General features: G+C 68.3%; 33 protein-coding genes and 1 tRNA gene. 17 read left to right on the top strand and 17 right to left on the bottom strand.

All coding sequences use genetic code 11. The annotated features are described in order from the left end of the window. Positions 1–62: 62 nt before the first annotated feature. The gene (gene gatA, locus DVH23_RS01190; protein WP_114575606.1) at positions 63–1,328 is read right to left on the bottom strand and encodes an Asp-tRNA(Asn)/Glu-tRNA(Gln) amidotransferase subunit GatA; all 1,266 of its coding nucleotides are present in this window, start codon (positions 1,326–1,328) and stop codon (positions 63–65) included. Continuing rightward, positions 1,325–1,603, bottom strand: coding sequence for an Asp-tRNA(Asn)/Glu-tRNA(Gln) amidotransferase subunit GatC (gatC, locus tag DVH23_RS01185; RefSeq protein WP_114575605.1), 279 nt, complete (start codon positions 1,601–1,603; stop codon positions 1,325–1,327). Before gatC ends, gatA begins: the two co-directional genes overlap by 4 nt. A gap of 81 nt (positions 1,604–1,684) precedes the next feature. Here gatC and purM point away from each other — a divergent pair, with 81 nt between their 5' ends. Further along, positions 1,685–2,677 carry a phosphoribosylformylglycinamidine cyclo-ligase gene (purM, locus tag DVH23_RS01180; RefSeq protein WP_114575604.1) on the top strand — a complete coding sequence of 331 codons (993 nt, stop codon included), beginning with the start codon at positions 1,685–1,687 and terminating at the stop codon, positions 2,675–2,677. Between the two features lie 33 nt (positions 2,678–2,710). Here purM and DVH23_RS01175 read toward each other — a convergent pair whose 3' ends face one another. Next, positions 2,711–3,208, bottom strand: a complete 498-nt coding sequence (locus DVH23_RS01175; protein ID WP_114575603.1) for a macro domain-containing protein — start codon at positions 3,206–3,208, stop codon at positions 2,711–2,713. Positions 3,209–3,253: 45 nt separating this feature from the next. Next, positions 3,254–4,222, bottom strand: a complete 969-nt coding sequence (locus tag DVH23_RS01170; protein ID WP_114575602.1) for a helix-turn-helix domain-containing protein — start codon at positions 4,220–4,222, stop codon at positions 3,254–3,256. Positions 4,223–4,354: 132 nt separating this feature from the next. Between DVH23_RS01170 and DVH23_RS24045 the strand changes: the two genes are divergently transcribed. Next, entirely contained in the window at positions 4,355–4,528 is a 174-nt protein-coding gene (locus DVH23_RS24045) for a hypothetical protein (protein ID WP_198667805.1), read from the top strand. A 45-nt stretch (positions 4,529–4,573) separates the two neighbouring features. On the opposite strand, the gene dpsA is transcribed toward DVH23_RS24045, so the two are convergent. Beyond that, positions 4,574–5,119, bottom strand: coding sequence for a DNA starvation/stationary phase protection protein DpsA (gene dpsA / locus DVH23_RS01165; protein ID WP_114575601.1), 546 nt, complete (start codon positions 5,117–5,119; stop codon positions 4,574–4,576). Between the two features lie 170 nt (positions 5,120–5,289). Here dpsA and DVH23_RS01160 point away from each other — a divergent pair, with 170 nt between their 5' ends. The 6 genes from DVH23_RS01160 (at position 5,290) to DVH23_RS01135 (ending at position 10,291) form a co-directional block, all read left to right on the top strand. After that, positions 5,290–6,252 carry a carbohydrate kinase gene (locus tag DVH23_RS01160; protein ID WP_114575600.1) on the top strand — a complete coding sequence of 321 codons (963 nt, stop codon included), beginning with the start codon at positions 5,290–5,292 and terminating at the stop codon, positions 6,250–6,252. Further along, positions 6,249–6,674: a hypothetical protein gene (locus tag DVH23_RS01155; RefSeq protein ID WP_114575599.1), complete on the top strand. Its 426-nt coding sequence runs from the start codon at positions 6,249–6,251 to the stop codon at positions 6,672–6,674. The genes DVH23_RS01160 and DVH23_RS01155 overlap by 4 nt, the downstream gene beginning before the upstream one ends. Before the next feature lie 112 nt (positions 6,675–6,786). Further along, positions 6,787–7,989, top strand: a complete 1,203-nt coding sequence (locus tag DVH23_RS01150) for a metal ABC transporter substrate-binding protein (RefSeq protein WP_114575598.1) — start codon at positions 6,787–6,789, stop codon at positions 7,987–7,989. Between the two features lie 92 nt (positions 7,990–8,081). Next, complete coding sequence (locus DVH23_RS01145; RefSeq protein WP_114575597.1) at positions 8,082–8,822, top strand: metal ABC transporter ATP-binding protein; 741 nt, start codon at positions 8,082–8,084, stop codon at positions 8,820–8,822. After that, a complete protein-coding gene (locus tag DVH23_RS01140; RefSeq protein WP_114575596.1) occupies positions 8,822–9,832 on the top strand; it encodes a metal ABC transporter permease in 1,011 nt (336 codons plus the stop codon). The genes DVH23_RS01145 and DVH23_RS01140 overlap by 1 nt, the downstream gene beginning before the upstream one ends. A 132-nt stretch (positions 9,833–9,964) precedes the next feature. After that, positions 9,965–10,291 (top strand): PRC-barrel domain-containing protein, encoded by a 327-nt coding sequence (locus tag DVH23_RS01135; protein ID WP_114575595.1) that lies wholly within the window; start codon positions 9,965–9,967, stop codon positions 10,289–10,291. Here the strand turns inward: DVH23_RS01135 and DVH23_RS01130 are convergent, their stop codons facing one another. After that, entirely contained in the window at positions 10,292–11,737 is a 1,446-nt protein-coding gene (locus tag DVH23_RS01130; protein ID WP_114575594.1) for a DHH family phosphoesterase, read from the bottom strand. It lies immediately after the preceding gene. Between the two features lie 122 nt (positions 11,738–11,859). Between DVH23_RS01130 and DVH23_RS01125 the strand changes: the two genes are divergently transcribed. After that, positions 11,860–11,933, top strand: a tRNA-Lys gene (locus tag DVH23_RS01125). A 72-nt stretch (positions 11,934–12,005) separates the two neighbouring features. Here DVH23_RS01125 and DVH23_RS01120 read toward each other — a convergent pair. The 6 genes from DVH23_RS01120 to DVH23_RS01095 form a co-directional block, all read right to left on the bottom strand. Next, positions 12,006–12,656, bottom strand: coding sequence for a hypothetical protein (locus DVH23_RS01120; RefSeq protein WP_114575593.1), 651 nt, complete (start codon positions 12,654–12,656; stop codon positions 12,006–12,008). Then, positions 12,653–13,237 carry a hypothetical protein gene (locus tag DVH23_RS01115; RefSeq protein WP_114575592.1) on the bottom strand — a complete coding sequence of 195 codons (585 nt, stop codon included), beginning with the start codon at positions 13,235–13,237 and terminating at the stop codon, positions 12,653–12,655. The genes DVH23_RS01120 and DVH23_RS01115 overlap by 4 nt, the downstream gene beginning before the upstream one ends. Before the next feature lie 410 nt (positions 13,238–13,647). Next, positions 13,648–13,956 (bottom strand): hypothetical protein, encoded by a 309-nt coding sequence (locus DVH23_RS01110; RefSeq protein ID WP_114575591.1) that lies wholly within the window; start codon positions 13,954–13,956, stop codon positions 13,648–13,650. 100 nt (positions 13,957–14,056) lie between these two features. Further along, positions 14,057–14,518, bottom strand: coding sequence for a YqaA family protein (locus DVH23_RS01105; RefSeq protein ID WP_114575884.1), 462 nt, complete (start codon positions 14,516–14,518; stop codon positions 14,057–14,059). Between the two features lie 83 nt (positions 14,519–14,601). After that, the gene (locus tag DVH23_RS01100; protein ID WP_114575590.1) at positions 14,602–15,027 is read right to left on the bottom strand and encodes a GtrA family protein; all 426 of its coding nucleotides are present in this window, start codon (positions 15,025–15,027) and stop codon (positions 14,602–14,604) included. Beyond that, positions 15,024–16,487, bottom strand: a complete 1,464-nt coding sequence (locus tag DVH23_RS01095; RefSeq protein ID WP_114575589.1) for a sulfatase — start codon at positions 16,485–16,487, stop codon at positions 15,024–15,026. The genes DVH23_RS01100 and DVH23_RS01095 overlap by 4 nt, the downstream gene beginning before the upstream one ends. A 111-nt stretch (positions 16,488–16,598) precedes the next feature. On the opposite strand from DVH23_RS01095, the gene DVH23_RS01090 reads away from it, so the two are divergent. After that, positions 16,599–17,015, top strand: coding sequence for a hypothetical protein (locus DVH23_RS01090; RefSeq protein ID WP_232833680.1), 417 nt, complete (start codon positions 16,599–16,601; stop codon positions 17,013–17,015). A 58-nt stretch (positions 17,016–17,073) separates the two neighbouring features. On the opposite strand, the gene DVH23_RS01085 is transcribed toward DVH23_RS01090, so the two are convergent. Both DVH23_RS01085 and DVH23_RS01080 read right to left on the bottom strand, forming a co-directional pair. Further along, positions 17,074–17,814, bottom strand: a complete 741-nt coding sequence (locus DVH23_RS01085) for a proteasome assembly chaperone family protein (protein WP_114575587.1) — start codon at positions 17,812–17,814, stop codon at positions 17,074–17,076. 97 nt (positions 17,815–17,911) lie between these two features. Beyond that, positions 17,912–18,358, bottom strand: coding sequence for a universal stress protein (locus DVH23_RS01080; RefSeq protein ID WP_114575586.1), 447 nt, complete (start codon positions 18,356–18,358; stop codon positions 17,912–17,914). 175 nt (positions 18,359–18,533) lie between these two features. Between DVH23_RS01080 and DVH23_RS01075 the strand changes: the two genes are divergently transcribed. Both DVH23_RS01075 and DVH23_RS01070 read left to right on the top strand, forming a co-directional pair. After that, complete coding sequence (locus DVH23_RS01075; RefSeq protein WP_114575585.1) at positions 18,534–19,088, top strand: NUDIX hydrolase; 555 nt, start codon at positions 18,534–18,536, stop codon at positions 19,086–19,088. A gap of 44 nt (positions 19,089–19,132) precedes the next feature. After that, positions 19,133–19,963 (top strand): hypothetical protein, encoded by an 831-nt coding sequence (locus DVH23_RS01070; RefSeq protein WP_114575584.1) that lies wholly within the window; start codon positions 19,133–19,135, stop codon positions 19,961–19,963. A gap of 237 nt (positions 19,964–20,200) precedes the next feature. Here the strand turns inward: DVH23_RS01070 and pyrI are convergent, their stop codons facing one another. Further along, complete coding sequence (gene pyrI / locus DVH23_RS01065) at positions 20,201–20,677, bottom strand: aspartate carbamoyltransferase regulatory subunit (RefSeq protein WP_114575883.1); 477 nt, start codon at positions 20,675–20,677, stop codon at positions 20,201–20,203. After that, positions 20,670–21,587 (bottom strand): aspartate carbamoyltransferase, encoded by a 918-nt coding sequence (pyrB, locus tag DVH23_RS01060; protein ID WP_114575583.1) that lies wholly within the window; start codon positions 21,585–21,587, stop codon positions 20,670–20,672. The genes pyrI and pyrB overlap by 8 nt, the downstream gene beginning before the upstream one ends. Before the next feature lie 155 nt (positions 21,588–21,742). On the opposite strand from pyrB, the gene DVH23_RS01055 reads away from it, so the two are divergent. From DVH23_RS01055 to DVH23_RS01035, 5 genes are all read left to right on the top strand, one after another. Beyond that, positions 21,743–22,369, top strand: a complete 627-nt coding sequence (locus DVH23_RS01055) for a transcriptional regulator (protein WP_114575582.1) — start codon at positions 21,743–21,745, stop codon at positions 22,367–22,369. 81 nt (positions 22,370–22,450) lie between these two features. Then, complete coding sequence (gene nikR, locus DVH23_RS01050) at positions 22,451–22,879, top strand: nickel-responsive transcriptional regulator NikR (RefSeq protein ID WP_114575581.1); 429 nt, start codon at positions 22,451–22,453, stop codon at positions 22,877–22,879. Between the two features lie 46 nt (positions 22,880–22,925). Further along, the gene (locus tag DVH23_RS01045; protein WP_114575580.1) at positions 22,926–23,303 is read left to right on the top strand and encodes a cupin domain-containing protein; all 378 of its coding nucleotides are present in this window, start codon (positions 22,926–22,928) and stop codon (positions 23,301–23,303) included. A 3-nt stretch (positions 23,304–23,306) separates the two neighbouring features. Continuing rightward, a complete protein-coding gene (locus tag DVH23_RS01040) occupies positions 23,307–23,768 on the top strand; it encodes a hypothetical protein (RefSeq protein ID WP_114575579.1) in 462 nt (153 codons plus the stop codon). 66 nt (positions 23,769–23,834) lie between these two features. Then, positions 23,835–24,986 carry an acyl-CoA dehydrogenase family protein gene (locus tag DVH23_RS01035; protein WP_114575578.1) on the top strand — a complete coding sequence of 384 codons (1,152 nt, stop codon included), beginning with the start codon at positions 23,835–23,837 and terminating at the stop codon, positions 24,984–24,986. A gap of 7 nt (positions 24,987–24,993) precedes the next feature. On the opposite strand, the gene DVH23_RS01030 is transcribed toward DVH23_RS01035, so the two are convergent. Then, positions 24,994–25,560: a HalX domain-containing protein gene (locus tag DVH23_RS01030; protein ID WP_114575882.1), complete on the bottom strand. Its 567-nt coding sequence runs from the start codon at positions 25,558–25,560 to the stop codon at positions 24,994–24,996. Between the last annotated feature and the right edge of the window lie 43 nt (positions 25,561–25,603).

Genomic DNA, 25,603 nt, shown 5'->3' with positions numbered 1-25,603 from the left:
GTCCCTCGTTTCCGGGATCATATCACTGCAGGAAAACTCTTGTGGCGCCGGCAGGTCGCCGGCTACGCCAGCGCGCTCGCCGCCCGGATCAGCCGCCGCTCGCCGAAGGCGGGGCCGATGAGCTGGAGACCGACGGGAAGGCCGTCGGTTTCGCCCGCGGGCACGGAGATGGCGGGCAAGTCGGCCAGATTGACCGGGACGGTGTTCGCGTCGGCGAGGTACATCTGGAGGGGATCGTCGAGACTCTCGCCGAGTTCGAACGGCGGGACGGGCATCGTCGGGCTGGCCAGCACGTCGGCCTCCTCGAGGGCCGAATCGAAGTCCTGCTTGACCCACGCGCGGGCGTCCTGGGCCTTCGCGTAGTACTTGTCGTGGTAGCCCGCCGAGAGCGCGTACGTCCCCAGGAGGATCCGGCGTTTGACCTCCTCGCCGAACCCCTCCTCGCGGGTCCGCCCGAACGCCTCGTTCCAGTTGCCCTCCGCCTCCGCGCTATGGCCGTACCGGACCCCGTCGAACCGCGCGAGGTTTGAGGAGGCTTCCGAGGTCGCGATCACGTAGTAGGCCTCGACGGCGTGTTCGATCGAGGGAAGACTCACCTCGCGGGTCTCGGCGCCCCGGTCCTCGAGTTCCCCTAACGCCGCCCTCGTGGTCTCGACGACCCCCTCGTCGGCGCCCTCGAACAGCTCCGTCGGAACGCCGATCGTGAGCCCCTCTACGTCGCCGGTGGCGGCGTCGGCGTAGCTCGAGTCGTCGCCCTCGGTTCGGGTAGTTGCATCCCGATCATCGCTTCCGGCGATGACGTCGAGCAAGGCCGCCGCGTCCGCGACGGTCTCGCCGAACGGGCCGATCTGTTCCAGACTATTCGCGTAGGCGACGAGGCCATAGCGCGAGACGAGTCCGTAGGTGGGCTTGATGCCGACGACGCCACAGAACGCGGCGGGACACCGGACCGATCCCCCGGTGTCCGAACCCAGCGCGAGGTCGGCCTCGCCGGCGGCGACCGCCGCCGCCGATCCGCCCGAGGAGCCCCCCGGAACTCTTCCGGGTGCGACCGGGTTCTCGGTCGGGCCGAAGTGGGAGGTTTCGGTCGTCGAGCCCATCCCGAACTCGTCCATGTTGGTCTTGCCGACGACCGTCGCGCCCGCTTCCTTCAGTCGGGAGACGACCGTCGCGTCGTACGGTGGGACGTACTCCGCCAGCATTCGCGAGCCACAGGTCGTCCGAACGCCCGCAGTCGAGATGTTGTCCTTGACGGCGACCGTCCGTCCGGCGAGGGGTCCCTCGTCGCGTCCCTCGATCCGTTCTTCGGTGATGAACGCGTCGCTCATGAGACGTTGGGCCCCTTGAAGTAGCCCTCCTCGGTCTCGGGGGCGTTCTCTAAGGCCCGCTCGCGCTCCAAGGGGTCCCGGCTCTCGTCGGGGCGCATCACGTTCGCGAGGTCGGCCTCGCGATCGACTTCGGGCACTTCGTCCAGGGTCTCGAAGGCCGCGAGGATCTCGCCGAACTGGCCGGTAAAGGCCTCGACCTCGTCCTCTGCGAGGTCGATCCGGGCGAGTTCGGCGACGTGGCGGACCTCCTCGGGGGAGACGGCGTCGTCGCTCATGTTCACTCGCACTCTCGGACCGGGAGTAAGGGTTTCGATCCGACCGGTGGGCTTTTGCCCGTTCCCGCTGCTCGTCGGCACATGACCGGAAGCGACGGCGGCGACGGAGACTCGCTGACCTACGCCGAGGCCGGGGTCGACATCGGGGACAGCGAGGACGCGACCGCGGCGCTGCTCGCGGCGTTCGGCAGCGACCTCACCACCGAGTACGCCGGCCTGCTCGACATCGGCGACCGCTACCTCGCGCTGGCGACCGACGGCGTCGGCACCAAACTGATGGTCGCCGACGCACTCGAGGAGTTCTCGACGATCGGGATCGACTGCATCGCGATGAACGCAAACGACCTCGTCGCCGCGGGCGTCACCCCCGTCGCGTTCGTCGACTACCTCGCGGTCGACGAGCCCGACGACCGGCTGGCACGCGAAATCGGCGAGGGGCTCGCGGTCGGCCTCGAACGGGCCGACCTCACGCTGCTGGGCGGCGAGACGGCGGTGATGCCCGAAGTCGTCTCCGGGTTCGACCTCGCGGGGACCTGTGCCGGTCTCGCCGGGAAGGGGGAGGTCATAGACGGCGACGCCGAGGTCGGCGACGCGCTCGTGGGCGTGCCCTCCAGCGGGATCCACTCGAACGGGCTCACGCTCGCCCGCGAGGCCGTGACCCGCGACCACGAGTACGGCGACGAGTTCCCGCTCGACCCCGAGGTGACCATCGGCGAGGAACTGCTCCGGCCGACCCGGATCTACACCGATCTGCTCGAGCCGATGGGCTCTCACGAGATCCACGCCGCGGCCCACGTCACCGGCGGGGGCTGGACGAATCTCCTCCGGATGGGGGAGCGCCAGTACGTCATCGAGGACCCGCTTCCCGCCCAGCCTATCTTCGAGTTCGTCCAGCAGGAGGGCTCGGTCTCCGCCGAGGAGATGTACCGGACGTTCAACATGGGGACGGGGTTCGTCCTCGCGCTCGCCCCCGAGGAGGCAGAATCCCTGGCCGCCGAAACCGACGGCCGGGTGATCGGCCGCGTCGCGGCGGGCGAGAGCGTCGAGATCCGTGGCCTGTCGCTGTCCGGATAGGGCGACCTCACGGCAGGTCCGACGACCGCCCGGTCACTCCGCCGTCGCGTCCCGAATCGTCGAACGCTCCTCGTCGCTGTGGGCGATGAATCGGACGTCCGACAGCGTCCGGGGCTCGTACTCCCGGATCGTCTCGCCGATGATCGCCGCACCCTCCTCGAGGTCGAAGCCGGCGACGCCACAGCCCAGCGCGGGGATCACCAGCGACTCGCAGTCCCGGTCGTCCGCGGCCGCGATGGCGTTCCGGGTCGCCTCGCGGATGGTCTCGGCCGTCGCCTGCCCGTCCCCGTAGTGGGGCATCGCGGCGGCGTGGATCACGTAGTCGGCGTCGAGATCGTAAGCGCCGGTGACCGCTACTTCGCCGAGATCCACGGGGCCGTTCTCCATCGCCTCCTCGTTGATCGGCCCACCCGCGCCACGGCGGAGCGCCCCCGCGACGCCCGACCCCATCCGGAGGCTCGTTCCCGCAGCGTTGACCAGCGCGTCGGCGGACTGTGCGGCGATATCGCCCCGGATCACCTCGAACTCCATGCGCGGGCGTACGGTCCGCCGCCTCAAAACGTTGGGTCGAAGGCGTCACTCGACGGCGACGACGTTCAGACCATCGTCGAGTTCCAGGGCGACCTCGTCGCCGTCGATCGCGGTCGTCACCCGCACGCGGGGCGGCTCCTCGGAGACCTGCTCGACGGCCGAGCCGCCGACCTCCAGGCGCCGGGCGATGTGATCCAGGTCGTTGAACCCGTACTGCAACTCGAGGCCGTGTTCGTCACAGAAGGCGACGACGGCGGGGTGGTACTTCGCGACGGTTCCCAACGGTGCCTGGGCGAGTTCCTTGCAAACGGTACACCGAAGCCGGGCGACGATCCGGAGGTGTCGATCGCAGTTCCGACAGGGTCCCCCCGATTCGTGGTCCTCGCAGATCGCGAGCGATCGCTCGACGGGTCCGGAGCAGGTGGGACAGACCTCCTCAAGCATGCCGTATATCCGCTGATAGCTGTGGACCCACGCCGCGGCGTAGATCTCGCCTGCCGACCGGTTGGCGAGTCCCGCGGGGTCGAGAGAGAACTTGGCGAGGTGGCCCGTCGACCGATCGCCGGCATCCGTCCACAACCCCGCACACTCCGTACAGCGGACGTAGACCCAGCCGTCCTCGTAGGCGACCGCAACGGGTTCGCCACAGAGCTTGCAGGCCATATCGACCGCGGTCGACTCGAGCGTGGGTTCCTCGAGGCCCGTCCCCGCGATCACCGAGCGGACGAGCTTCAGCCCCGCCTGCGAGAGTTCGTAGCCGCCGTCGGTCGCCCGGACGAAGTGGTCCTCGAGACGATCGAGGTGGTAGTTGAACTGACCGCTGTCGGCCGTCCCGACCCGGTCGCGAAGCTCCGAGAACCGGACGGTGACCTCGCCGAACGGATCGTATTCCTCCCACAGCGCGACCAGAATAGCCAGCCGCGTCTCGTTGCCGAGCAGTTCGAACGCCTCCGTCGCGTACGCCCCGGCGGATACCTCCTCGAGGGGCGAGTCGGACGAACCGGCATCGACCATACGGATAGGCCGGCAACCGGCGACATAAAACCGGAGGCCCGCGGCTTCCGCTCCTCGCGCATGCCGGTCGCGGAATGCACGTCTTAGGTAGACCAAAACCCTTTTAGATTTAGGCCCACCTAACCTCTCGTGATGGACGTGCCCGCCCGTCGGCGCGAGGACGCCGACGCCACCGACGACGGACCTGCCCCTGTCGAGTCGATCGTCTCGAGCCACGAGACCCGTCCCGGAAAGGTCGTGCTCACCGAACGAAACAACAGCGATGGCTGGATCTCGAGCACGGTCGCGGTCGATCTCGAGCCCTAAAATCGGTTCTTCGATCCGAACGGTTCTCGACAGCCGCCGACCGTCTCAGTGGGTCGCTTCCTCGAGGGTGAGCGTGTCGTCTTCGAGGTAGTGTTCGAAGTGGTGGCCGTCCTCTTCGAGGGTGACGAGGATCTCCCGGAGGATCTCGGCGGTGGCGTAGTCGCCGAGGTTCTCGGCGAGTTCGATGCTCCCGCGCAGCGACTCGATGATGTCGCCGTACATTTCGAGGTCGTTCTGGAACATCGTCCGGACGTCGTAGACGTCCTCGCCCTCGAACTCCACCGTTGCCCGGTCCTCCTGATTCGAGGGTCCCGAGACGGGAACGCCGCCCAGGGCCTGGGCGCGCTCGGCGATGACGTCCGCGCCCTCCTCGACGTGCTCGTAGGACTCCTCGAGGAACTTGTGGAGGGGAAGGAACTCCGAACCCTCGACCACCCAGTGGTGTTTCTTGAGCTGGTGGTAGAGGACGTACGAGTTCGCGAGTTCGGTGTTGAGCGCGTCGACGACCTGTTCTGCCTTCTCGCGGTCGAGTCGCAGTTCGTTCTCCTCGACGGTGCCGGCCTGCTGACGGACTTCCTTCTGGGTGCTCATCTCGTCGCTACCTACAGCCCCCGACCACTTAAAGATTCCCCGGCCCCGAATAATAGTTTCCGTATCGATAATCTCGATTCTCGTTTTCGCTAGCTCAGTTGTTCGATAGCGAATCGCACGGGTGCCGCGTCCGGAAACCGTTAACCGGGTCGCGAGGCGACGGGAAACGGATGGCGCCGAACGTCCTCGTCACCGGTGAGACCCTGATCGACATGCTGCCCGACGGCCCCGGTCCGCTCTCGCGGGTCGGCGGGTTCGAGCGTCGGCCCGGCGGCGCGCCCGCGAACGTCGCCGTCGGGCTCGCCCGCCTCGGGGCCCCGCCGCTGTTCTGGACCCGGGTCGGCGCGGACCCGTTCGGGCGCTACCTCGAGGACGTCCTCCGCGATGAGGGGATTTCCGAGCGGTACGTCGAGCGGGACCCCGACGCGAAGACGACGCTGGCGTTCGTGACCCACGACGAGGCGGGCGACCGGGCGTTTACCTTCTATCGCGAGGGAACCGCCGACACCCGCCTGGAGCCGGGTCGGGTCGGCGACGACGCTCTCGAGGGTCTCGAGTGGGTCCACGCCGGCGGGCTGGCGCTCGCGAGCGAGCCCGCCCGCTCGGCGACCCGGGACCTGCTCGAACGGGCCGCGACCCGGGGCTGTACCGTCTCCTTCGATCCGAACGCGCGCCCGGAGCTCTGGGAGAGCGAGGACGCGTTCGCGAGCGAAGTCCGGGAGGTCCTCCCGGCGGTCGACGTCCTGAAGGCGACCGTCGAGGAACTCGACGCCCTTGGCTTCGCGGGGGACACGGCCGAGGAGCGCGCCCGCGACGCGCTCGACTGCGGTCCCCACACCGTTCTCCTTACCCGCGGCGGCGAGGGCGCCCTCGCGCTGGCCCGGCGGGACGCTCCCTGGATCGACGGGACGGAGCGGGCCACCCACGCCGGCTTCGACGTCGAGGTCGCCGACACGACCGGCGCCGGCGACGCCTTCCTCGCGGGCGCGATCGACGCGCTCGTCCGCAGGGAGGGCCTCGAGGGCTGTCTCGCGTTCGCGAACGCGGTCGCCGCCCGCGCGACGACGGCCGCGGGAGCGATGACGGCCCTCCCCGACCGGGCGGACGCCGATGCCCTCCTCTCCGAACAGTGACCGGTCCTCCGGACCCCGTCCGCGCCGTCGAGCGCTATCTCCGCTCGGAACGCGCCGACGTGATCGCGGCGGTCGGCGACTGTGCCGATCGGGTCGCCAGCGAGTGGGACGGAGAGTCGGCGACCGAGCCCGCGGCAGTCGCCGGCCGGCTCGAGGACTGCCTCGATGACCGCGGCCTGCTCGAGTGCCTGGCGACGGTTCTCGTCGAGGCCGTCGGGGCGGCGGGCTACGACCTCTCGGCGACGCCCGTCGCGGCGCCGCCGTACGTCGTCGTCACGAGCCGCGGCCCCGTCCTCCGGGGGACGGTCGGCCCCGGACGGCTCGTGGTCCTGTTGTCGGCCTTCGAGATCGTTCGGTCTCCCGACGGGAGTCGACAGTACCGCCGTCTCGATGGCGTCGACCCGGTCGTCTCTCTGAAGTGAGCCGACGCGCGGTTCGCCACGTTGCTAACCCCCCTCCTCTCGATACTACGAGTTATTAAAAAATAGGTTGGAGATAATAACACTTTTACCTCCGGGGTGGCAACCGGTGGGTATGAGCCCGACACGACGATCCGTGCTGGCGGGGGCCGGCGGACTCGCCGTGCTCGCCGGCTGTCTGAGCGAGCCCGACGACGGTGCCGAGAGCGGAGAAGAGAGAGGACGGAGCGGGTACGCCGCCTTCTTCGCGCTCTGGGACTGGTCGGAGCAGGTCGGCGGCGACGCCTTCGGGTTCGAGAACCCGGTCGGCGTCGGCGAGGCGGGCCACGGTTGGAGCCCCGATCAGGGACTCACCGGCGAGGCCGCCGACACCGACGCCTTCGTCTACCTCGACAGCCCCGAGTTCGCGTGGGCCCAGGACGTCGCCTCACAGCTTGAGGACGACTACGACGACGTGGCCGTCATCGACGCGATGGCGGGCCTCGAGTCCGAACTCCTCCCCTGGGAGGACGGACACGACCATGCGGATCACGACCACGGGAGCGGCGATCACGGGGAGGGCGAGGACCACGAGGGTGATCACGAGAACGACAACGAAACGGGCGATCACTCCCAGGAAGGTGGCGACAACCACTCTCACGAGGACGGTGATCACGACCACTCTCAGGAGGGTGACGACAACCACAGCCACGAGGGTGCCGACGACAGCCACAGCAACGAGAGCGACCACGAAGAGGGGAACCACACGGACGGCGGGGCGAGCGCCCGCCACGATCCCCACGTCTGGGTCGATCCGGTTCTCGCCGAGGCGATGGTCGGAACGATCGCCGAGGGGCTGGCGGAGGTCGATCCGGACAACGCGGAGACGTACGAGGACAACGCCGCCGAGTACGGGGAACGCATCGCCGGCGTCGGCGAGGCGTTCGAGGAACTGGTCGCGTCGGCAGACCGGGAGGTCGCGGTCCTCGCGGGCCACGACTCCTTCCGATACGTCGAGGACCGGTACGGCTTCGAGCTCCACACCCCGGTCTCGGCCTCCCCCGAGGAGTCCCCGAGCGCGGGCGAGATCGCGGGGACGATCGAAGTGATCGAAGAGGAGGGGATCGATACGGTGCTCTACGACCCCTTCGAGGCACCCGAAGGGGAGGTGCCCCCGCTCGCCGAGACGATCGTCGAGAACAGCCCGGCGACGGAGACGGCGCCGGTGACGCCCGCAGCGGGGACGACCGCCGAGTGGGACGAGGAGGGCTGGGGCTGGGTCGAACAGCTAGAGGAGGTCACCCTCCCCTCGCTCCGACAGGCCCTCGGAGTCGAGTGATGGCGAGCACGATGGGGTCCCGGCGGGCGACCGGCACGGACGGCGACGCGGGAACTGGAAGAACTAAACCGCACGGCGACCCACGACAACCAGTGACCGACGTCGTCTCCGTGAAGGACGTGACGTTCGCCTACGGCGAGACGCCCGCGGTCAGCGACGTCACGCTGTCGATCGAGGAGGGGGACTTCCTGGGGCTGATCGGTCCCAACGGCTCGGGCAAGACGACCCTGCTCCACCTCATGCTCGGCCTGCTCGCGCCCGACAGCGGCCGCGTCGAGCTGTTCGGCGAGCCCGTAGACGAGTTCACCGACGGCGAGCGCATCGGCTACGTCTCCCAGAAAGCCACCAGCGGCGGGGGCGGGATGCCCGTTACCGTCCGCGAGAGCGTGACGATGGGGCGGTTCGCCCACGCGGGCCACTCCCGACTCGACGAGGATGACCGCGCCGCGGTGAGCGAGGCCATGGAGACCGTCGGCATCTCCGGGCTCGCGGACCGGCGGATCGGCCGGCTCTCGGGCGGCCAGCGCCAGCGGGCCTACATCGCCCGCGCGCTCGCAAGCGAGGCCGACCTGCTCGCCCTGGACGAACCGACCGTCGGCGTCGACGCCGAGTCCCGCGACGCCTTCTACGCGCTGCTCGACTCGCTGAACGAGTCGGGGATCACCATCGTCCTCATCGAACACGACATCGGCGTCGTCACCGACCGTGCCGACCGGATCGCCTGTATCAACACCGAACTGTTCCACCACGGCGACGTCGACTCGTTCGTCGAGAGCGACGCGCTCGCCGAGGCCTACGGGGCGACCGGCCAGGTCGTCCACCACGACCACTGATGGCCGGGCTCCGCCGCCGGATCGAGCGCCTCGGAATCGCCGCGACGGCCGCCCTCTCGGCGCTCATGGTCGGGTTCGTCCTCTGCTACTGGCTTCAGGACTATCCCCCTCTCGGGGCCGCATACGAGCAGTACCGGATCGCCGGCCAGTGGCTCGACTACTATCTGGGAACGAACGTCTTCCGCCACCCCTACATGTGGCAGTCGATGGCCACCGGGGTGCTCATCGGCGTCGTCGGACCGCTCGTGGGCACGTTTCTGGTCCACCGCCAGATGGCCCTGATCGGCGAGACCCTCGCTCACACCGCCTTCGCGGGCGTCGCCGTCGGTTTTCTGGCGGCCGGTACGCTCGGCTGGAACGGTTCGCCCCTGCTGGCCGCGCTCGTCGTCGGCATCCTCGGGGCGCTGGGCGTCCAGTGGCTCGCCGAACGAACCGACGCCTACGGCGACGTCCCCATCGCGATCATGCTCACCGGCAGTTTCGCCGTCGGGACGCTGATCGTCAGCTACGGCCGAGGCCAGACCGGGATCAGCATCGAGGACTACCTCTTCGGGAACCTCGCGGTCGTCACCCCCTCGGGCGCGCGGCTGATGACCGCCCTGAGCGTCGCGGTGGTCGCCGGGGTTGCCCTGACGTACAAACAGCTCCTGTTCATCACCTTCGACGAGCAGGCAGCCAGGGTCGCCCGGCTCGACGTCTCGGCGTACAACACCCTCCTGGTCGTGATGACCGCCGTCGTCGTCGTCGGCGCGATGCAGGTCCTGGGGGTGATCCTCGTCGCCGGCATGCTCGTCGTCCCCGTCGCCGCAGCCTCCCAGCTCGCGGGCGGGTTCCGGGAGACGATCACGCTCTCGGTGCTGGCGGGCCAGGCCGCCATCGCCGGCGGCTTCGCGCTCTCGATCGCCGCCGGCCTCCCCTCCGGGGGGTCGATCGTCGTCGTCGCGATCGGGATCTACCTCGCCGCGATCGCCCTCTCGAGCCGGTCGGTCGCCCGGCTCTCGACCCATTAGGGTCGGGGAGATCGATTTCCCGAGGGATCGTCCCGGCGGCTCGCGACCGACGGTCCGACGAGTTTCCGCGACGCCGTGACCCGCGGGCCCGTCTGACCAACAATTAAGAGTGCGCCCTCCGTGGCCCGAAGCATGGACGAGACACGACAGGAGCTCACCTCCTTCGTCGGCCGGGACGTCTACTCGAGCAACGGCACCTACATCGGCGAGGTCGACGACGTCAAACTCGACGTCGGACGCGAGACCGTTACCGGGCTCGCGATCGGCAACGTAAACGGCGACCTCTTCAGTGCGGCCAACCGCGGCGCCCGCGGCGTCATCGTTCCCTACCGGTGGGTGCGGGCGGTCGACGACGTGATCCTCGTCAGCGAGATCGTCGAACGGACCCAGGAGGAAAGCGAGGACGAGACCGACGAGGAAGGCGAGGTCGAAGACGAAAAGGAAGCCGCCGCGGCCTGATCAGCCACCGTTCTCGCCGTCGACGCCCAGGGCCTCGAACAGCGTTCGCGTCACCGCCTCCTCGGTGAGCTCGAGCAGGGTGTCGCGAGTGTCCTCGGAGATGTCGATTCCGGTGAAGATGCCGAGGGGAATCTCCGCGCTGGCCTGGGTGGAGTGGCCCGCGGTCTCGCCCATCTCGCCGTAGGCGTCCGCCAGGACGTTCCCGATGTTCAGCCGGATGTCCTTCGAGCGCGCGGCGAGGAAGATCGTCTTCTCGGCGATCCCGAAGACGGCGGTCGTCGTCACCCCCTCTAAGTTGAGCAGGTGGTTCGCGGCCTGGGCTAAGGCCTCGCGATCCCGGACGAAGCCCGCGTTGCTGACGAGGTGGCTCCCCTGGACGTCCCGGTTGGCGATCGCTTCGGCGAGGACGTCCAGGGTCTCGGGGGACATCGACGGCGACTCGACCTGCTCCAGGGTGTCGTGGTTCGCAAAGGGATAGAGGTAGGCCGCGGCGGTGAGGTCCGCGGGGGTGGTGTCGCGTTTGAAATCGAGGGTCTCGGCACGGATGCCGTAGAGCAGTGCGGTCGCGACCTCCTCGGAGACGTTCATGTCGAACTCCTGAATGTACTTCGTCAGGATCGTCGACGTCGAGGACATGTTCGGCCGGATGTCGACGAACGAGGGGTCGAACGCCTCCGTCGGCTCGGGCTCGTGGTGATCGATGACGACGTCGACCGAGAGGGGCAACTCGGCGGAGGTATCGTGGTCGACGAGCGCGGTCGTGTCGTAGATCGAGGGGTCCTCGACGTCGTCCCACTGGAGGAGTTCGATCCCCAGGAGGTTGACGAACGCACGATTTTCCTGGTGGCCGATGTCGCCGAAGTAGACGATGTCGGCGCCGACCCCGAGGTGGGCCGCGATCGCCTGGAGCGCCGCCGCGCTCGCGATCGAGTCGGGATCGGGGTTGTCCTGGGTGACGATCGCGAGCTTCTCGTCGGTCTCCTCTAACACCGTCGTCAGCTTCCCGGCGTTGTACTCGAGTTCGCCCGACTCCAGGGCCCGCAGCGCCGAGTCGGCGATCACGGCCGAGGGGTTGATGACGATGTCGGCGCCGAGGTCGGAGAGCTCGTCGCCGGAGACGGGGTCGCTGGCCCGCGCGACGACGAACTGGTCGCCGTTCTGTTCGCGGATGTGCTCGACGGCCTGCTTGTTGGCCTCGACGTCGGAGGCCAGAATGAGGACGACCCCCCGATCCTCGACGATGCCGGCGACCGTCTCCTCGCGGATGTCGGCCGTCCGGGCGTCCAAGTCCTGGTCGCGCAGGGACTCGACGCGGCTCTCCTCGCGGTCGATGATCAACACGTCCTTGCCCTGTTCGACGAGCTCCTCGGCGACGGCGTAGCCGACGCTCCCACAGCCGAGGATCGCGTAGTCCGAAATCGTAGAGATACTGACTCCGGAACTCATGTTGGCGAAAGCTTGCTCCCGGTCTACTTAACGGTCCCGAAGACCGGAACCTCCGCGACACCCCCAAAGACGGGACTGCCAAACAAAACGTATTTCAACGCGCCGCCGAATCTCGGATACGAGGGCCGGTAGCTCAGTCCGGCAGAGCGTCTGACTCTTAATCAGACGGTCGCGTGTTCAAATCGCGCCCGGCCCGCTTCTGCTCCGAGCGACACCGCGAGTGACGAAACTGGTCCATCGGTCGTGACACGACGGGCGTATGGAGCGATCACCTCGAGTCGCCCGCCCCGCCGACTCCCCGGCTGACGAGTGTGGCGACGCCGTCGAAGTAGCCGGTCCCCCACAGGGCGATGAGGAGCGCGCCGACCGTGTTGTAGAGGAGATCGAAGACGATGTCGCTCGTTCCGTACTGGGCCAGCACCGGTTCGCCACCGACGACGGTCGCCAGGCCGGCGGAGGCGAACTCCCCGATCTCCCAGAGGACGCCGAAGGCGAGGACGAACACGAGGATGAACACGAACCGGAACTCGCCGGGGAGTTCGACCGAGTCGGCCGATCGGTCGAGTGCGTCCACGACGGCATAGCCGACGCCCGCGACGAGGGTCGCCGACACCGTGTGGGTCATCGAATCGTACCACCCGAACGTCTGGTAGGGACCGAGCGCACCGACCGCGTGGAAAAACGACGCCAGCGCGATCCAGAGCGCGAGCGGGGCACCCATCTCGTGATCGAACTCGCGGCGTATGAGCGCCGGGAGGAAGGTGAGCGCCAGCGGGATGCCCGCGTTTACGACCAGCCCGAAATCGACGGTGACGAGCGCGTAGCCGACGATGAGCCCCAGCGCGCCCTGGATCAATCGAACGCCGTGCCAGCACCGCCGGTCGGACAGTCCCGGGATGGCGCCGCCCTCGTCCGTCACGACGAATCACCCAGCTGGCTGTGGTGCTCCCCGCCGGCCGTGTCGTGGCGGTAGAAGTAGACCACGAAGAGGACGCCGGCGAGCCCGCCGAACGCGGTCGCGTAGACGAGATCCCACATCAGTTCGTTCTTCGTGGTGAGAAACGACGTCGCGAAGACGATGTCCGAGACCCACTGGCCGATCGTCCAGAGGCCGGCGACGGCCATCGTCGCGAGCACGACGAAGGCTACGACGAACCGCGGGGACATCCTGATCGGCGTGAAGGCGTCGATCTCGGCGGTAACCAGCAGGGCGATCGCCGCAACGGTCAGAAAGCCGGCGATCGGGAGGGTTCCGTACAGCCGGACCCAAATCGGGACGGCGGCAGTCAACAGCACCTCCCACGGGGGCATCGACGACGGGTCGCGCCGAACGATCGGCGGGACGAGGGCGAGAACGACGATACTCAGCCCGAGGAACGACCAGAGGACCGAATTCTGCCAGGCGGTCGCGGCGGCTGCAACGACGATCGCCGAGACGATCAGCCATGCAAGCGCCGCGTTCACCCGATCGTTCTCGACGAGCGATCGGACTATCGGCATCCGTTCACCGTACGCCGACGGTACTGGCTGGGTGGCGGTCGGATCGCTCTCCGGTCCGACGATGGCCGGATCGGCCGGCCGTCACCGGCCGCCGCCGGTCCGGACCGGATACTCGACGTGGCCACGGTGGATGTCACGAGTTCGATGCCGATGTGGTCGTCCATGCGTCAGTAGGTCCGAACCGCCTCCTCCGCCATAATGTCACGCCTTACGCTCGACGGCCCCGGGTCCTGCCGGAGGTCTACCGCCCGGCGCCGGAACGCGTCGGACACGGCGACTCGAGTTCGGACGCGATCGGCCCGTCGGCTGCCGTGGCGATCCCGGCAACGACGTGCCCCTCGCCTCCCGACGGAGCCCACCGAGGCGCCGCCCGATCAGCGAGAGGCTGGGCTCGCTACGAGGGCCACCGATCACCGCATCGGCTCCGCTTCCGGTGACTCGAGGGCCTCCGTGACCCGGTGGAGGAGCTCCTCGAGTCGGGCACGTTCGAGCTCCGGCCAGCCCGTCGCGTGGTGGTAGTCGGCGAGGACGTCCCGGATGCGCTCGAGTTCGGCGGCCGTGAAGGTGGTTTCGCCGGCGTCTACCCGCTCGAACGTCCGGAGGAGTTCGGGTCGGGGCTCCGTGCCGTCCTCGAGACGCGACAGGAGCGCGTGGTGGAGCGTCCAGCGGGTCTCCCTGGACAGCGAGAGGGTCGTCGGAGCGGGTGGACGGCCGTTCATCGGTCTCCGGCTTACGGGGCGTCAGCGCATAAGGGTTGCCACGGCGTGTCACTGGCGTGACCGGGCGGTCGGGCTCGCGGGACCGATGGCGAGGCCCGAGCTAAAACACCGTCACGACCCCGCCGAGGAGCCCGATCGTGACGAGGAGGCGCCCGAGGCTGCCGAGGAACGTCGCGATCGCGAACCGGACGTAGTCCTTCTCGAGGACGGCGAAGGCGTAGATCGAGATCGTGTCGGGGAAAAAGGGGACCGACAGCGCGATCGCGAGTCCGCCGTAGCCGTAGCGCTGGGCGAGTTGGACCGATCGGGCCTCCGACCACTCGAGGACGTCCCACCGCGAGCGCCGCAGCCATCGGGTGACGGGGCCGGACTCCTTGACCTCCTGGCCGATGTGGAAGGCGAAGACGCTGCCGGCGGCTTTCCCCACCGCGCTCACGATCATGATGCTCCCGAGATGGGCCCAGGTCGGGAGCCCGAGGTCGAGCGGTGCGACCAGGACGATCTCGCTGGGCCCGGGGAGCACGAACGCGATCAGAAACGAGTAGACGAAGATGATGCCCATTCCGGGCCAGCCCGTCGCCGACTCGACGATTCCCTCGAACCCCCCGGCGAGAAAGTCGACGAGGAGCGGCACCGGTATCCCGATCATACGTCCCACGTCCATCGTGCGTCGAGTACGTATCGGTACACTCCGCTGACGAGGATGGCGACGCCGTTGGCCACCAGATACAGGAGGTTCACCCCTTCGACGAGGACGAAGAGGATCGCCAGCTGGATCGGGATCGCCGTCCCGCGGACGACGTTCGTCTTGAACAGGCCGGCGAGGTACTCGCCGGTGCCGGTGTTGCGGCTCTTCCGAAACGTCCAGGCGTTGTTGAGGACGTACGAGAGGACGATGGTCATCTCGATGGCGATCAGCGCCCCGAGGAGGTAGTTCAAGCCGGCGGTGTCGACGAACAGCCAGAGCAACACCATCTGTACGCCGGCGGTGATCGCCCCGACGAGGACGAACCGCCGGAGCCGGAGCGCGAGCGGACCGCTCCGGAGGTTTCGGACGAACGCACGGATCATTTGTATCCCAACGCCTCCAGCCGTCGTTCGAGATCGTCGTCGACGTCCGGTTTCGACGCGGCGTCGCCGTCCGAGAGCCTGTTGGCGTGCGAGCGGGCGATCGGACGGAACTCCTCGACGACCGCCCGTTCCTCCTCGGAGGGATCGACCGAGCGGTCGGTCCCCTGGATCGGGTCCGACGGGCGGTGGTACAGCTCGGAGTCGCCGGTGTCGACGTTCTCGATGTATGTCCAGTCCCTGTCGCGAACGGAGACGAGCAGGTTGCCGTCCGAAAGCGAGCGGGGGATCGGCTGGGCGGTGACCTCCTGGCCCCGGACGGTGACCGAGACGACCGGCTCGTCGGGCGGGGCGTCGCCCTCGCGGACGGTCGACACGAGGCTCTCTCCCTCCCAGATCTCGGGGGCGTCGGCGCCGAGCAGGTCCGCGATCGTCGGCGGGATCGCGTCGAGGCCGACCTGGCCCTCGATCCGTCGGCCGTCGGCGCCGGGAACGTCCGCGATCAGGGGGACCCGGATCAGCTCGTCGTACAGCTTCGGGTAGTGAGCGAGGTGGCCGTGTTCCTGGAACTCCTCGCCGTGGTCGCCCGCCAGGAGGATCGCGGTCTCCTCGCGGGCGCCGGCCGCCGACAGCGCCTCGAGGAGGCGGCCGATGCTGGCGTCGACCTGTCTGGCCGTCGCCTGGTAGAGCGTCCGCAGGTCCGACAGCGTCCGGTCGCCGACCTCCCAGCCCAGTCCGGTTCGCGTGTGGGCGTGGATCATCCGGGGGGTGCCGATCAGGTCCGAGGACACCTCGCGGATGTAGCGGGGTGCGGGGACGTATGGCGTGTGGGTGTCCATGTAGTGGATCCAGAGGAAAAAGGGCGAGTCGGTTCCCTCGATGAAGTCGGTCGCGGCGTGTTCGACGTCGAACATCCGGGAGGTGTCGAGAAAGGGGCGGTCGTCGGCGTTGCCCCGCAGGCGCGAGGCCGCGCGCCTGATCGGCGAGGCCGCGAGCTGGAGCCAGGCCTCGACGGTCGGGTGGGTCGCGAGGTACCGGCTGTAGATGCTCGAGCCGACGCTCGCGACGAACGGCTCGAACTCGTCGAACCCGTCGTCGTACCCCCAACTGGAGGTGAGAAAGCCGTTGGCGGCGTTGAAGCCGGCCGTCGAGACGCCGGCCTCCGAGAGGGTTTCGGGCAGGGTCGGGACCTCGTCGACGCCGATCCGGCCGGTGTCGGCGAACACCGGCCGGGAGGCGAGGATGGAGGGAAAAGAGAAGGGGGTCCAGTTTCCGGTCGCGAACGCCCGCTCGAAGACGGTCCCGCGCTCGGCGAGCGAATCGATCACCGGGCTGTGGCGGCCGTCATCGTAGGGACCGATCGCGTCCGTCCGGAGGGAGTCGACCGTGATGAGAACGACGTTGGACGTCTCGGAGTCGCCCCTCCCACCCCCGTCGCGGACCCCGGTCGAGAGTGCCTCCACGTTGGTAACTGAACGGTCAGTCGCGGGTTTGACTGTTTCGATTCCGCGGACGACCCCGATCCGGCGACTCCGACCGCGGAGGCTGCAAGCACCAGGGGCTTGTGTAAAACCGTGGTAGATCAGACCGCAATGTGTGCAACCTTCACCGACGACGACGTCGGCAAGACCGTCGTCAACGCGAGCGGCGACGAGATCGGCATCGTCTCGGCCATCGAACACGGAACCGCCCGCGTCGAACCGGACCCGGGGATCACCGACACGATCCGGGCGAAACTCGGCTGGGAGGACACTAGCGAGGAGACCTATCCGCTTCAGGACCACGCCGTCAGCCGCGTCACCGACGACGAGGTCCGACTCGAACAGGACCTCGCGGGCGCCAGTGGGGCCGCGGGGACCGGCGCCGGCACGTCCGGCGTCGGCGACGACGCCGGCATCGGGAACGACTCGGGGCTCACGGACGACGATGACGACCTCCTCGGCGACGACGATACCCGCCGCAACGACGACGATGACGACAGCCTCCTGTAGGCACCGAACTCGCCGACTCGTCGCTTGTCGCGTGCGATCCGGATAGCGGCGGCGACCGCTACATGTACGAGCGGTCCTCGGGGTAGTCCCGGCTGCCCTCCTCGATGGCGTTCATTCGGTCGGCCAGCGTCGCGTAGTACTCCTGGAGCTCCCGGGACTGGCGGCGCAGTTCGCCCTCGTCAACGTCCACTCCATAGAGGGATTCGAGGGCGTCGACGAGCCGGATCGCGGCCTCCAGGTCGGGACCGGGCGAGTGGACGGGCGTGAGGAGCGCGCCCGTCGGCGGCGCGGCGTCGTTCATGCTCCGGGCGACGAGTTCGCCAACCGGGCCGTCGAGGACCCCCCCGCGGAGCCCGTCGAACCCGCTTCCCTCGAGGCGGTGCTCCCGGAACGCGTCGGTCGCGACGGTGAAGACGTCGTGTTCCTCGGGGCCGTGGGGGAAGGGGATGCCGTAGGGGACGACGATCTCGGAGATCCCCGCCTCCTCGACCCACGAGAGCAGCGAGTCGACGAACGCCGGCGCGGCCGGCACCGGGACGAACAGCTCGCCGACGACGGCGGCGAGGGCGGTGTCCTCTATATCGTAGATCCGGGTCGGGTTGCGCGGGCGTCCCTCCGCGAACGGGGTGATCGTCGGGAACTCCGCGGGCGAGACGTGACCGACCTCCTCGCTCGGCAGGTGCCTGGTGAGGTAGTCGGTCGCGGTGACCCCGGCGAAGCCGGGACTCGAGAGGCCGACGACGAGCACGTCGGCGGCTGGCTCCCCGTCTGCGGTCACGTCGAACGTCGAGTGGGACATGACCGGCTCTACGTCGGGGGGTCTCAAAGTTCCATGCCCGTCACACCCCGCTCCGTCACGCTCCGCTCTCAGCCCCCTCGCGTTCCGTCGGATCCGGTCACCGTTCGTCCCCGTCCGCTCCGGGTCCCCTGACGGTCAAGACCGGGACGTCCGAGAGCCTGACGACCTTCTCGGTGACGCTGCCCAGCAGATAGCGGTCCAGTCCCGTCCGGCCGTGGGTCCCCATCACGACGAGGTCGATTCCCTCCTCGTCGACGTACTCGAGGATCGTCCGGTGGGGCGTCCCCCGGACGACGGCCGTCGCGGCGGGCTCGACCCCGGCCTCCCGGGCCTCCGCCGCGACGCGGCCGACGATCCGGTCGCCCATCGTTTCGAACTCCGAGACGATCCCCGCCGTCTCGACGTCGTCTGCGAACACGGTCACGTCGATGACGTAGAGGAGGTGGAGGTCCGCGCCGTACCGATCGGCCAGATCGGCGGCGTGAGCGAGCGCGCGGTCGGTCGTCTCGCTGCCGTCGGTCGGGAGGAGGATCCGGTCGTACATCCCCTCGTGGTACGTCTCCAAGGACCAAAACGATGTCCGACGACGGCCGCGACGACCGGCGAAAGCGGCGCCGGACCGTCGTGACGACCGAAGCGTTATTCTCCCTCCCCGATATACGTCGGCACACGATGGACGTGTCGATCGCCGAACCTGTCGGATCGGCCGGGCGCGGGCGATGACGTTCGACGAACTCGCCGTCCGCGCCGACGACGCCGCCCGCACTGCCGCCGAGCGCTATCGGGACCTCGCCGGACACCACGAGGAGTTCATAGAGCGCGAGGACCGCCGGAGCGTCTCGCGGCGGCGCTTTGCGACGCTCGTCGACCGGATCCGCCGGACGGGCGCGCCCTACGGCGCCCACACGATCGTCTACCGTCCCTCGGGCGAACTCCTCTTGGTCCGCCACGAGGGTGTCGGCCGCTGGGTCCTCCCCGGCGGCGGCGTCGAGCCCGGCGAGTCCCTCGCCGAGACCGCCCGACGCGAGCTCGCCGAGGAGGCCGGGATCGAAGCCAGCTACGACGGGCTGGGACTGCTCACACGGATCGGGCTCGAGACCGGCGGCTACGAGACCTGGGGGTTGGTGCCCGTCTTCGCCGCCCGCGCCGAGAGCCTGGTGCCCGAGATCGACGACCCCGACGACGAGATCTCCGAGGCACGGTGGTTCGAGGACCTCCCCGAGGACACCCGCGACCGCGAGCACCTGGAGGCCTGGCGCCGCGACCGGCTGTGAGCCCGACGAGCAACCGTTTTCAGTCCCCGGACCCCACTGCGGGTATGTACGGCGTCGTCACCCGCAACCCCGAGGACCTCGAGTGGCCCGAGTTCGACCGGGGCTTTTTCGAGGTCAAGGACGTCTCCGGGCGCCAGGAGGAACCCCTCGAGTCGGCGGTGAACATGGTCTCGTGTTTCGCCGACAACGCCGCGGCCGACGCCGAACCCGACCTCGTTCCCGTCGATGGCGACGGCAATCGTGCGACCCGCGAGCAGCCGTACTTCGACTGGGCGTACATCTGTCCGACGGACCCGAACTACCGCGCGGGACTCCTCGAGATCGTCGAGGACTGCGCCGCGGCAAACGGCGACGTCCGCCTCGACGACGTCGGCTTTCCCCGCGGGGAGTATTGCCGGTGTTCGCGCTGTGAGGAGGCCTTCGCCGAGAGCACGTACGACGAGTGGGGAGAGTGGCGCGCGAGCGTGATTACGGCGTTCGTCGCCGACGCTGCCTCGCGGGTTCCGGGCCGAACGTATCTCACGCTCCATCCCGATCCCTACCCTGGCCACCTCCGCGAGCGGGCGGGAATCGACCTCCCGGCGCTAGCGGAGCACGTCGACGAGTTCGTGATCCCGCTGTACGACACCCACTACGGGACGACCTACTGGCTCGAGACGATCGCCCGCGGGTTCGAGAGCGCACTCGAGACCCCCTTCAGCATCGAACTCTACGCGGTCGACGTCGGCGTCGAGGAGCTGATCCACGCGACGGAGGTCGCCGCCGCCTACGGGGAGGGCGTCCTCTTCGGCTACGACGCGGGCAACGCCCGGGCGGCGATCCGGCGGATGCGCGCCGACGAGCGTGAAGGGGTCTCCCACGGCGAGCCCTCCTGACTACTCGGTCGGTTCGTACTCGATCTCGACTTCGTCGTCGTCCCCACCGCCGAGGACCTTCCAGAGGGCTCCCAGGATGACCACTACCGCCGCGAGTTTGAGCAGACGTGCCATAGCGTGTGACCTGTCGGACCCCTCCCACTTAGCCGTTCCTCTCATACGGATTGCTGTAACGATTTACCGGTGAAACCGCAGAACTGTCGCGGTTTCGCCGGTAATGATTTACAGAAGCCCGTATCAGGTGTCGATCTGGTCGGCGATCCCCTCGCGGACGATCGTCCCGCAGTAACCACACCGGACGCCATCCTTGAGGACCTCGAACCGGCTGGTGACTGGCTCGCCGGCGGTCGTGATACACCCCGAGTTCGGACACGAGAGGACTCCCGAAACCGCGTCGGGGCGTTCGACGCGGTGTTTCTCGACGACGTCGTACTCGCGGACGATGTTGATCGTCGCGTCGGGGGCGATCAGCGAGAGGACGTCGACCTCGTCCTGGCTCAGCTCCCGGCCCTCGACTTTCACGATGTCCTTGCGGGCGAGGCGGTCGGAGGGGACGTTCATCCCGACGGAGACGCTCTCGCCGTCGCCCCCGTCGATGCCGAGGATCGCGAGGACGTTCAGTGCCTGGCCGGCCCGGACGTGGTCGATCACCGTTCCGTTGTGGATCTTGCTGACCCGGAGCTGGTGGCTCGTGTCGTCTCCGTTCTCACTCATCTCCATCACCCAGGAGCATGTCCAGCAGGGCCATCCTGACGGGAACCCCGTTGTGGGCCTGCTCGAAGTAGGCCGCGTGGTCGGTGTCGTCGACGTCGGGTGCGATCTCGTCCACCCGCGGGAGGGGATGCATCACCGTCAGGTCGTCCTCGGCCGCCTCGAGGGCGTCGGCGTCGATCCGGTACTCGCCGGCGACCTGCTGGTACTCGTTTTCGTCGGGAAAGCGCTCGCGCTGGATCCGGGTGACGTAGAGGACGTCCAGCGAGGGGAGGATCGCCTCGTAGCCCTCGTGTTCGCGGACCGTCGCGCCCTCCAGGTGGAGGTCGTAGACGACCTCGCGGGGAAGCTGGAGGCTCTCGGGGCTGATGAAGTGCTGGTCGGCCTCGAAGTTCGTCAGCGCGTAGGAAAGCGAGTGGACGGTTCGGCCGTACTTCAGGTCGCCCATGATCCCGATGGTGAGGTCGTCGAGCCCGGCGTTCTCCCGGATCGTATAGAGGTCCAGCAGGGTCTGGCTCGGGTGGTGGCCCGCGCCGTCGCCGGCGTTGATCAGGGGGACGTCGACGAACTCGTCGGCCATCGTCGCCGCGCCCTGGCGCGGGTGACGGAGCACGAGCGCGTCGGCGTACCCCGCTGCGACCCGGACCGTATCGGCGAGGCTCTCGCCTTTGGTGACGCTGGAGGCGTCGACCGCTCCCATGTCGACGGTGTCGCCGCCGAGGCGCTTGATCGCGGCCTCGAAGCTCATCTTCGTGCGCGTACTCGGCTCGAAAAAGAGCAGGCCCAGCAGGGAGCCGGCGTGGCGGTCGGCGACGGCCCCCGGGTCCGCGTCGATCTCGGCCGCGCGGTCGAGGACGGCCTCGACGTCCGCCCGGGAGAGTTGTTTGCTCGTGACGAGGTGGTCCTGGCGCATTCGTCCGTGATGGCGCCCCGGGCGACCTTGAATCTCCCCCTTCGTCACCCCGATCGGGCGGACTCCCGGCCGAAGGGAGCGCTCGGGGGGACGGGTGTGCGCGCCCGGTTCGCAGACCAAAAGGTTATGACCGAGACGGACGAGTTGTTCGCCGAATGGCAGATCCGGTCGCCACCGGTATCGACGTGCTGGATCGAAAGCTCGCCGGCGGCCTCCCCCCCGGGACGATCGTCGCCTACACCGCCCGCCCGGCGAGCCAGTCCGAGCTGTTGCTCTACGAACTGACGGCCGCCCGCCGAACGCTGTATCTCTCGACCCAGCGGTCGGCCGAGGCGGTTTCACACGCGATGGAGCGGACGGCGGCGCCCGTCGGCACCCCCCGGATCCGGCGAGTCGGCGACGACGAGCCGCTGGCGGAGGCCCGCGAGCTGGTCGGAGCCCTCCCTGCAGACGCGAACCTGATCGTCGATACGATGGACGTCATAGAGCGAACCGACCGCACCGCCTACACCGCCTTTCTCAACCGGCTGAAAGAACACCTCGTCGAGACCGGCTCGATCGCGGTGTTGCACTGTCCCAAAGTCGAGTCCCCTCCATCGACTCGCTCGACGACGCTCCACGTCGCCGACGCCGTCTTCGACCTCCGGTCGGCCGTCGGCGCGACCGAACTCGAGACCTACCTCACGGTTCCGAAACTCCGTGGCGGGGGCGCGCCGACGGAGACGATCAAGCTCGAGCTCTCCGAACGGGTCTCGATCGACACGAGCCGTGACATCGCGTAGCGGTCCGTCGCGGAGCGATCCCGTCACTGTCCCACCCGGGCAATGCCAATCCTTAATAGTCGAAGCGCGTCGAGTTGTTACATGGCAGTCGTCAGCGTCTCCATGCCGGACGGGCTCTTAGAGCGCATCGACCAGTTCGCCGAGGACCACGGCTACACCGGCCGCAGCGAGGTCGTCCGGGAGGCCGGCCGGAACCTGTTGGGGGAGTTCGAGGACACCCGCCTGGAGGACCGGGAGCTGATGGGCGTCGTCACGGTGCTCTTCGACTACGAGACGACAAGCGTCGAAGAGCGGATGATGCGCCTGCGCCACGAACATGAGGCTCTAGTCGCCTCGAACTTCCACACCCACGTCGGCGACCACCACTGCATGGAACTGTTCGTCCTCGAGGGCGAGTTAGAGGACATCTCGACGTTCGTCGGCAAGATCAGAGCGACCCAGGACGTTCTGACCGTCGACTACTCGGTGATCCCGGTCGACGACTTCGATCCGGTCGCCGAAGGCGCCTGAGACGGGAGCGTAGTTTTACTACGCTGCCGACGAAACCACGGGTACCATGTCGTACACGAAGGTCAACTACGAGGAGGTCGACCAGGTCTCGAACGCGATGCACTTCCTGCGAGACCCTCTGCAGACCGAGCGCGTCGGCGTCACCGTCGCCCGGTGTGATCCGGGCTGGAAGAGCCGGCCCCACGACCACGCCGACAACGACCACGAGGAGGTCTACGTCCTGATCGAGGGACGGGCGACGATCGACGTCGACGGCGAGGACGTCGCGATGGAGACCGGCGACGCACTCCGCATTCCACCGGAGTCGACCCGCCAGATCAGAAACGGGAACGAAGAGAGCGCGTTCGTCCTCGTCAGCGCCCCGAACTTCTCGGGGGACGACGACGAGGACGACGACTGGCTGCTGTCGGGCTTTGCCGGCTGATCCGTGTACTCCGTCCACCACGCGATCGTCTCCCTGATCGTCGGACTGGCGGCCGTCCTCGTGCTCCCTCCGGTCTCCCTTTTCGGCGCCGCCGTCCCGCCCGCGGTCCTCGTTCTCTACGCGGTCGCCGCAGGCGTCCTGATCGACCTCGATCACTTCCTCATCGCGCGGCTCCGGACCGGGGGATGGGACGCCCTCGAGACCTGCCTCGCCAGCCCCCGGATCGCCCTCTCCGATCAGGGGGAGATCTTCGCTCCCGGCGACGTCGGCGTCCTCTCGCGGCTCCTCTCTCATCACCTGATCGGCGGACTCGCCGTCGCCGCCCTCGTGCTCGCGAGCCGACCGCTGGCGGTCCTGACGGCGGTCGTCCTCTACGCCCACGTCGTCTCCGATCTCGTCTGGGACGTCCGGGGGGCCGCTACCGACGACCGGCCGCCGGCCGAACGCCTGCAAACGTTCCGGTAGTTTCCCCGCGTTGAATCGTCGGTGGGTTCCCTGAGCTATATCGGTGCCGCGGACGACAGGGGGGACATGGAGCTTCTCGAACCGGATCCGGTCCCCGAACGCGCCCGCGACGTCAAGGAAACTGCCCGGGAGTTCGCCGACGAACACATCGCGCCGAACGCAGAGGAGTACTACCGATCGGGGGAGTACCCCCACGAGATACTCGAGGCGGGCCAGGAGGCCGGTCTGGTCGCCCAGGACGTTCCCGAGGAGTGGGGCGGGAAGGGGTACGACCTCGCGCAAACGCTCGCGATCGCAGAGGAGTTCTATCGGGCCGACGCCGGCATCGCGCTCACCCTCCAACTCGCGAGCTTCGGCTGTGAGATGACCTACGAGTACGGCACGGACGCCCAGTGCGAGGAGTACGTCCGTCCCGTCGCGGAGGGCGACCAGATCTCCGGGCTTGCGGTCTCCGAACCCGAGACGGGAAGCGACCTCGCGGGGATGGACACCCGCGCCGAAAAGGAGGGCGACGAGTACGTCCTGAACGGCGAGAAGTACTGGATCGGCAACGGCGTTGAGGCCGACTGGGTCACGGTCTACGCCCGGACGGGCGACGACGAGACCAACCGGTACGGCAACCACTCGATGTTCATCGTCCCGACCGACACCGAGGGCTACGAGGCCGAACACATCCCCGAGAAGATCGCGATGCGGGCCTCCAAACAGGCCCACATCACCTTCGAGGACTGCCGGATCCCCGAGGAGAACCTGATCGGTACCGAAGGTGCTGGCTTCTGGATGCTCGCGGAGTTCTTCAACCACGGCCGGGTCATCGTCGGCGGCCACGGCATCGGCCTCGCGGCGGCGGCCATCGAATCCACCTGGGAGTTCGTCCACGACCGCGAGGGTTTCGGCCGGAACATCAACGAGTTTCAGGCGGTCCAGCACGGCCTCGCCGACATGCTCAGACGGTTCGAGGCCGCCCGCTCGCTCTCCTGGCGGGCCTGCGAGAAGGTCGAAGAGGGTACCCAGGCGGGCTACTGGGCGGCGCTGACCAAGACGGAGGCGACGGAGGCCGCCGTCGATATCTCCGAACAGGGGATGCAGTTCCACGGCGGCCGGTCGATCCTCGCCGAACGCCGGATCTCGCGGGTCTTTCGCGACGCCCGGATCCCCGTCATCTACGAGGGGGCAAACGAGATCCAGCGCAACCTGATCTACCGGCAGGCGCCCTGAGATCCGCTCAATTCTCCGGATCGAGGTCTCGAAAGGCACCCGCAAAGCCGTCCTCGGAGAGCCCCGTCACGGTCGTATCGACCCGCTCGCGGAGCTCCTCAACGCGCTCGCATAGGCGTCGGTACTCGGCGTGGTCGGCGAGCTCCCGTTCGGTCTTCTCGGATTCGAGCAGGGCCTTCTTCGAGACCAGCGCGTAGTACTCGCCGATCTCCGACTCGTACTCGGTGCGGGCCGCGATCGACTCGAGCATCTCGAGCAACTCGTCTTTCGAGACGGGTTTGACGAGGTAGTCGTCGAACCCCATCTCGATGATGTCGAAGTCGGGGTCGACCGCGGTCACCATCACGACCCGGCAGTCGTACCCCTCCTCGCGGATCGTCGCCAGGACTTCGTCCCCGGAGAGTCCGGGCATCCGGCGGTCGAGCAGGACGATCTCGACCGTGTCGTCGATCGCCTCGAGGGCTGCCTCGCCGTCGTTGGCCGTTCGTACCGGGTACTCCGGCTCGAGCCAGGTCGCAAAGAGGTCAGCCAGGCGGGCCTCGTCGTCCACGACGAGCACGGTGGGCTCGCTCACCGCGACCACTTCCCCGGCCTCCCGGCGACTCCAGTCACGCCTC

Source organism: Saliphagus sp. LR7 (assembly GCF_003344565.1).
GTDB classification, from domain to species: domain Archaea; phylum Halobacteriota; class Halobacteria; order Halobacteriales; family Natrialbaceae; genus Saliphagus; species Saliphagus infecundisoli.
Note: the sequence above shows the minus strand (reverse complement) of the source record. Positions and strands in the feature narration are given on the sequence as shown.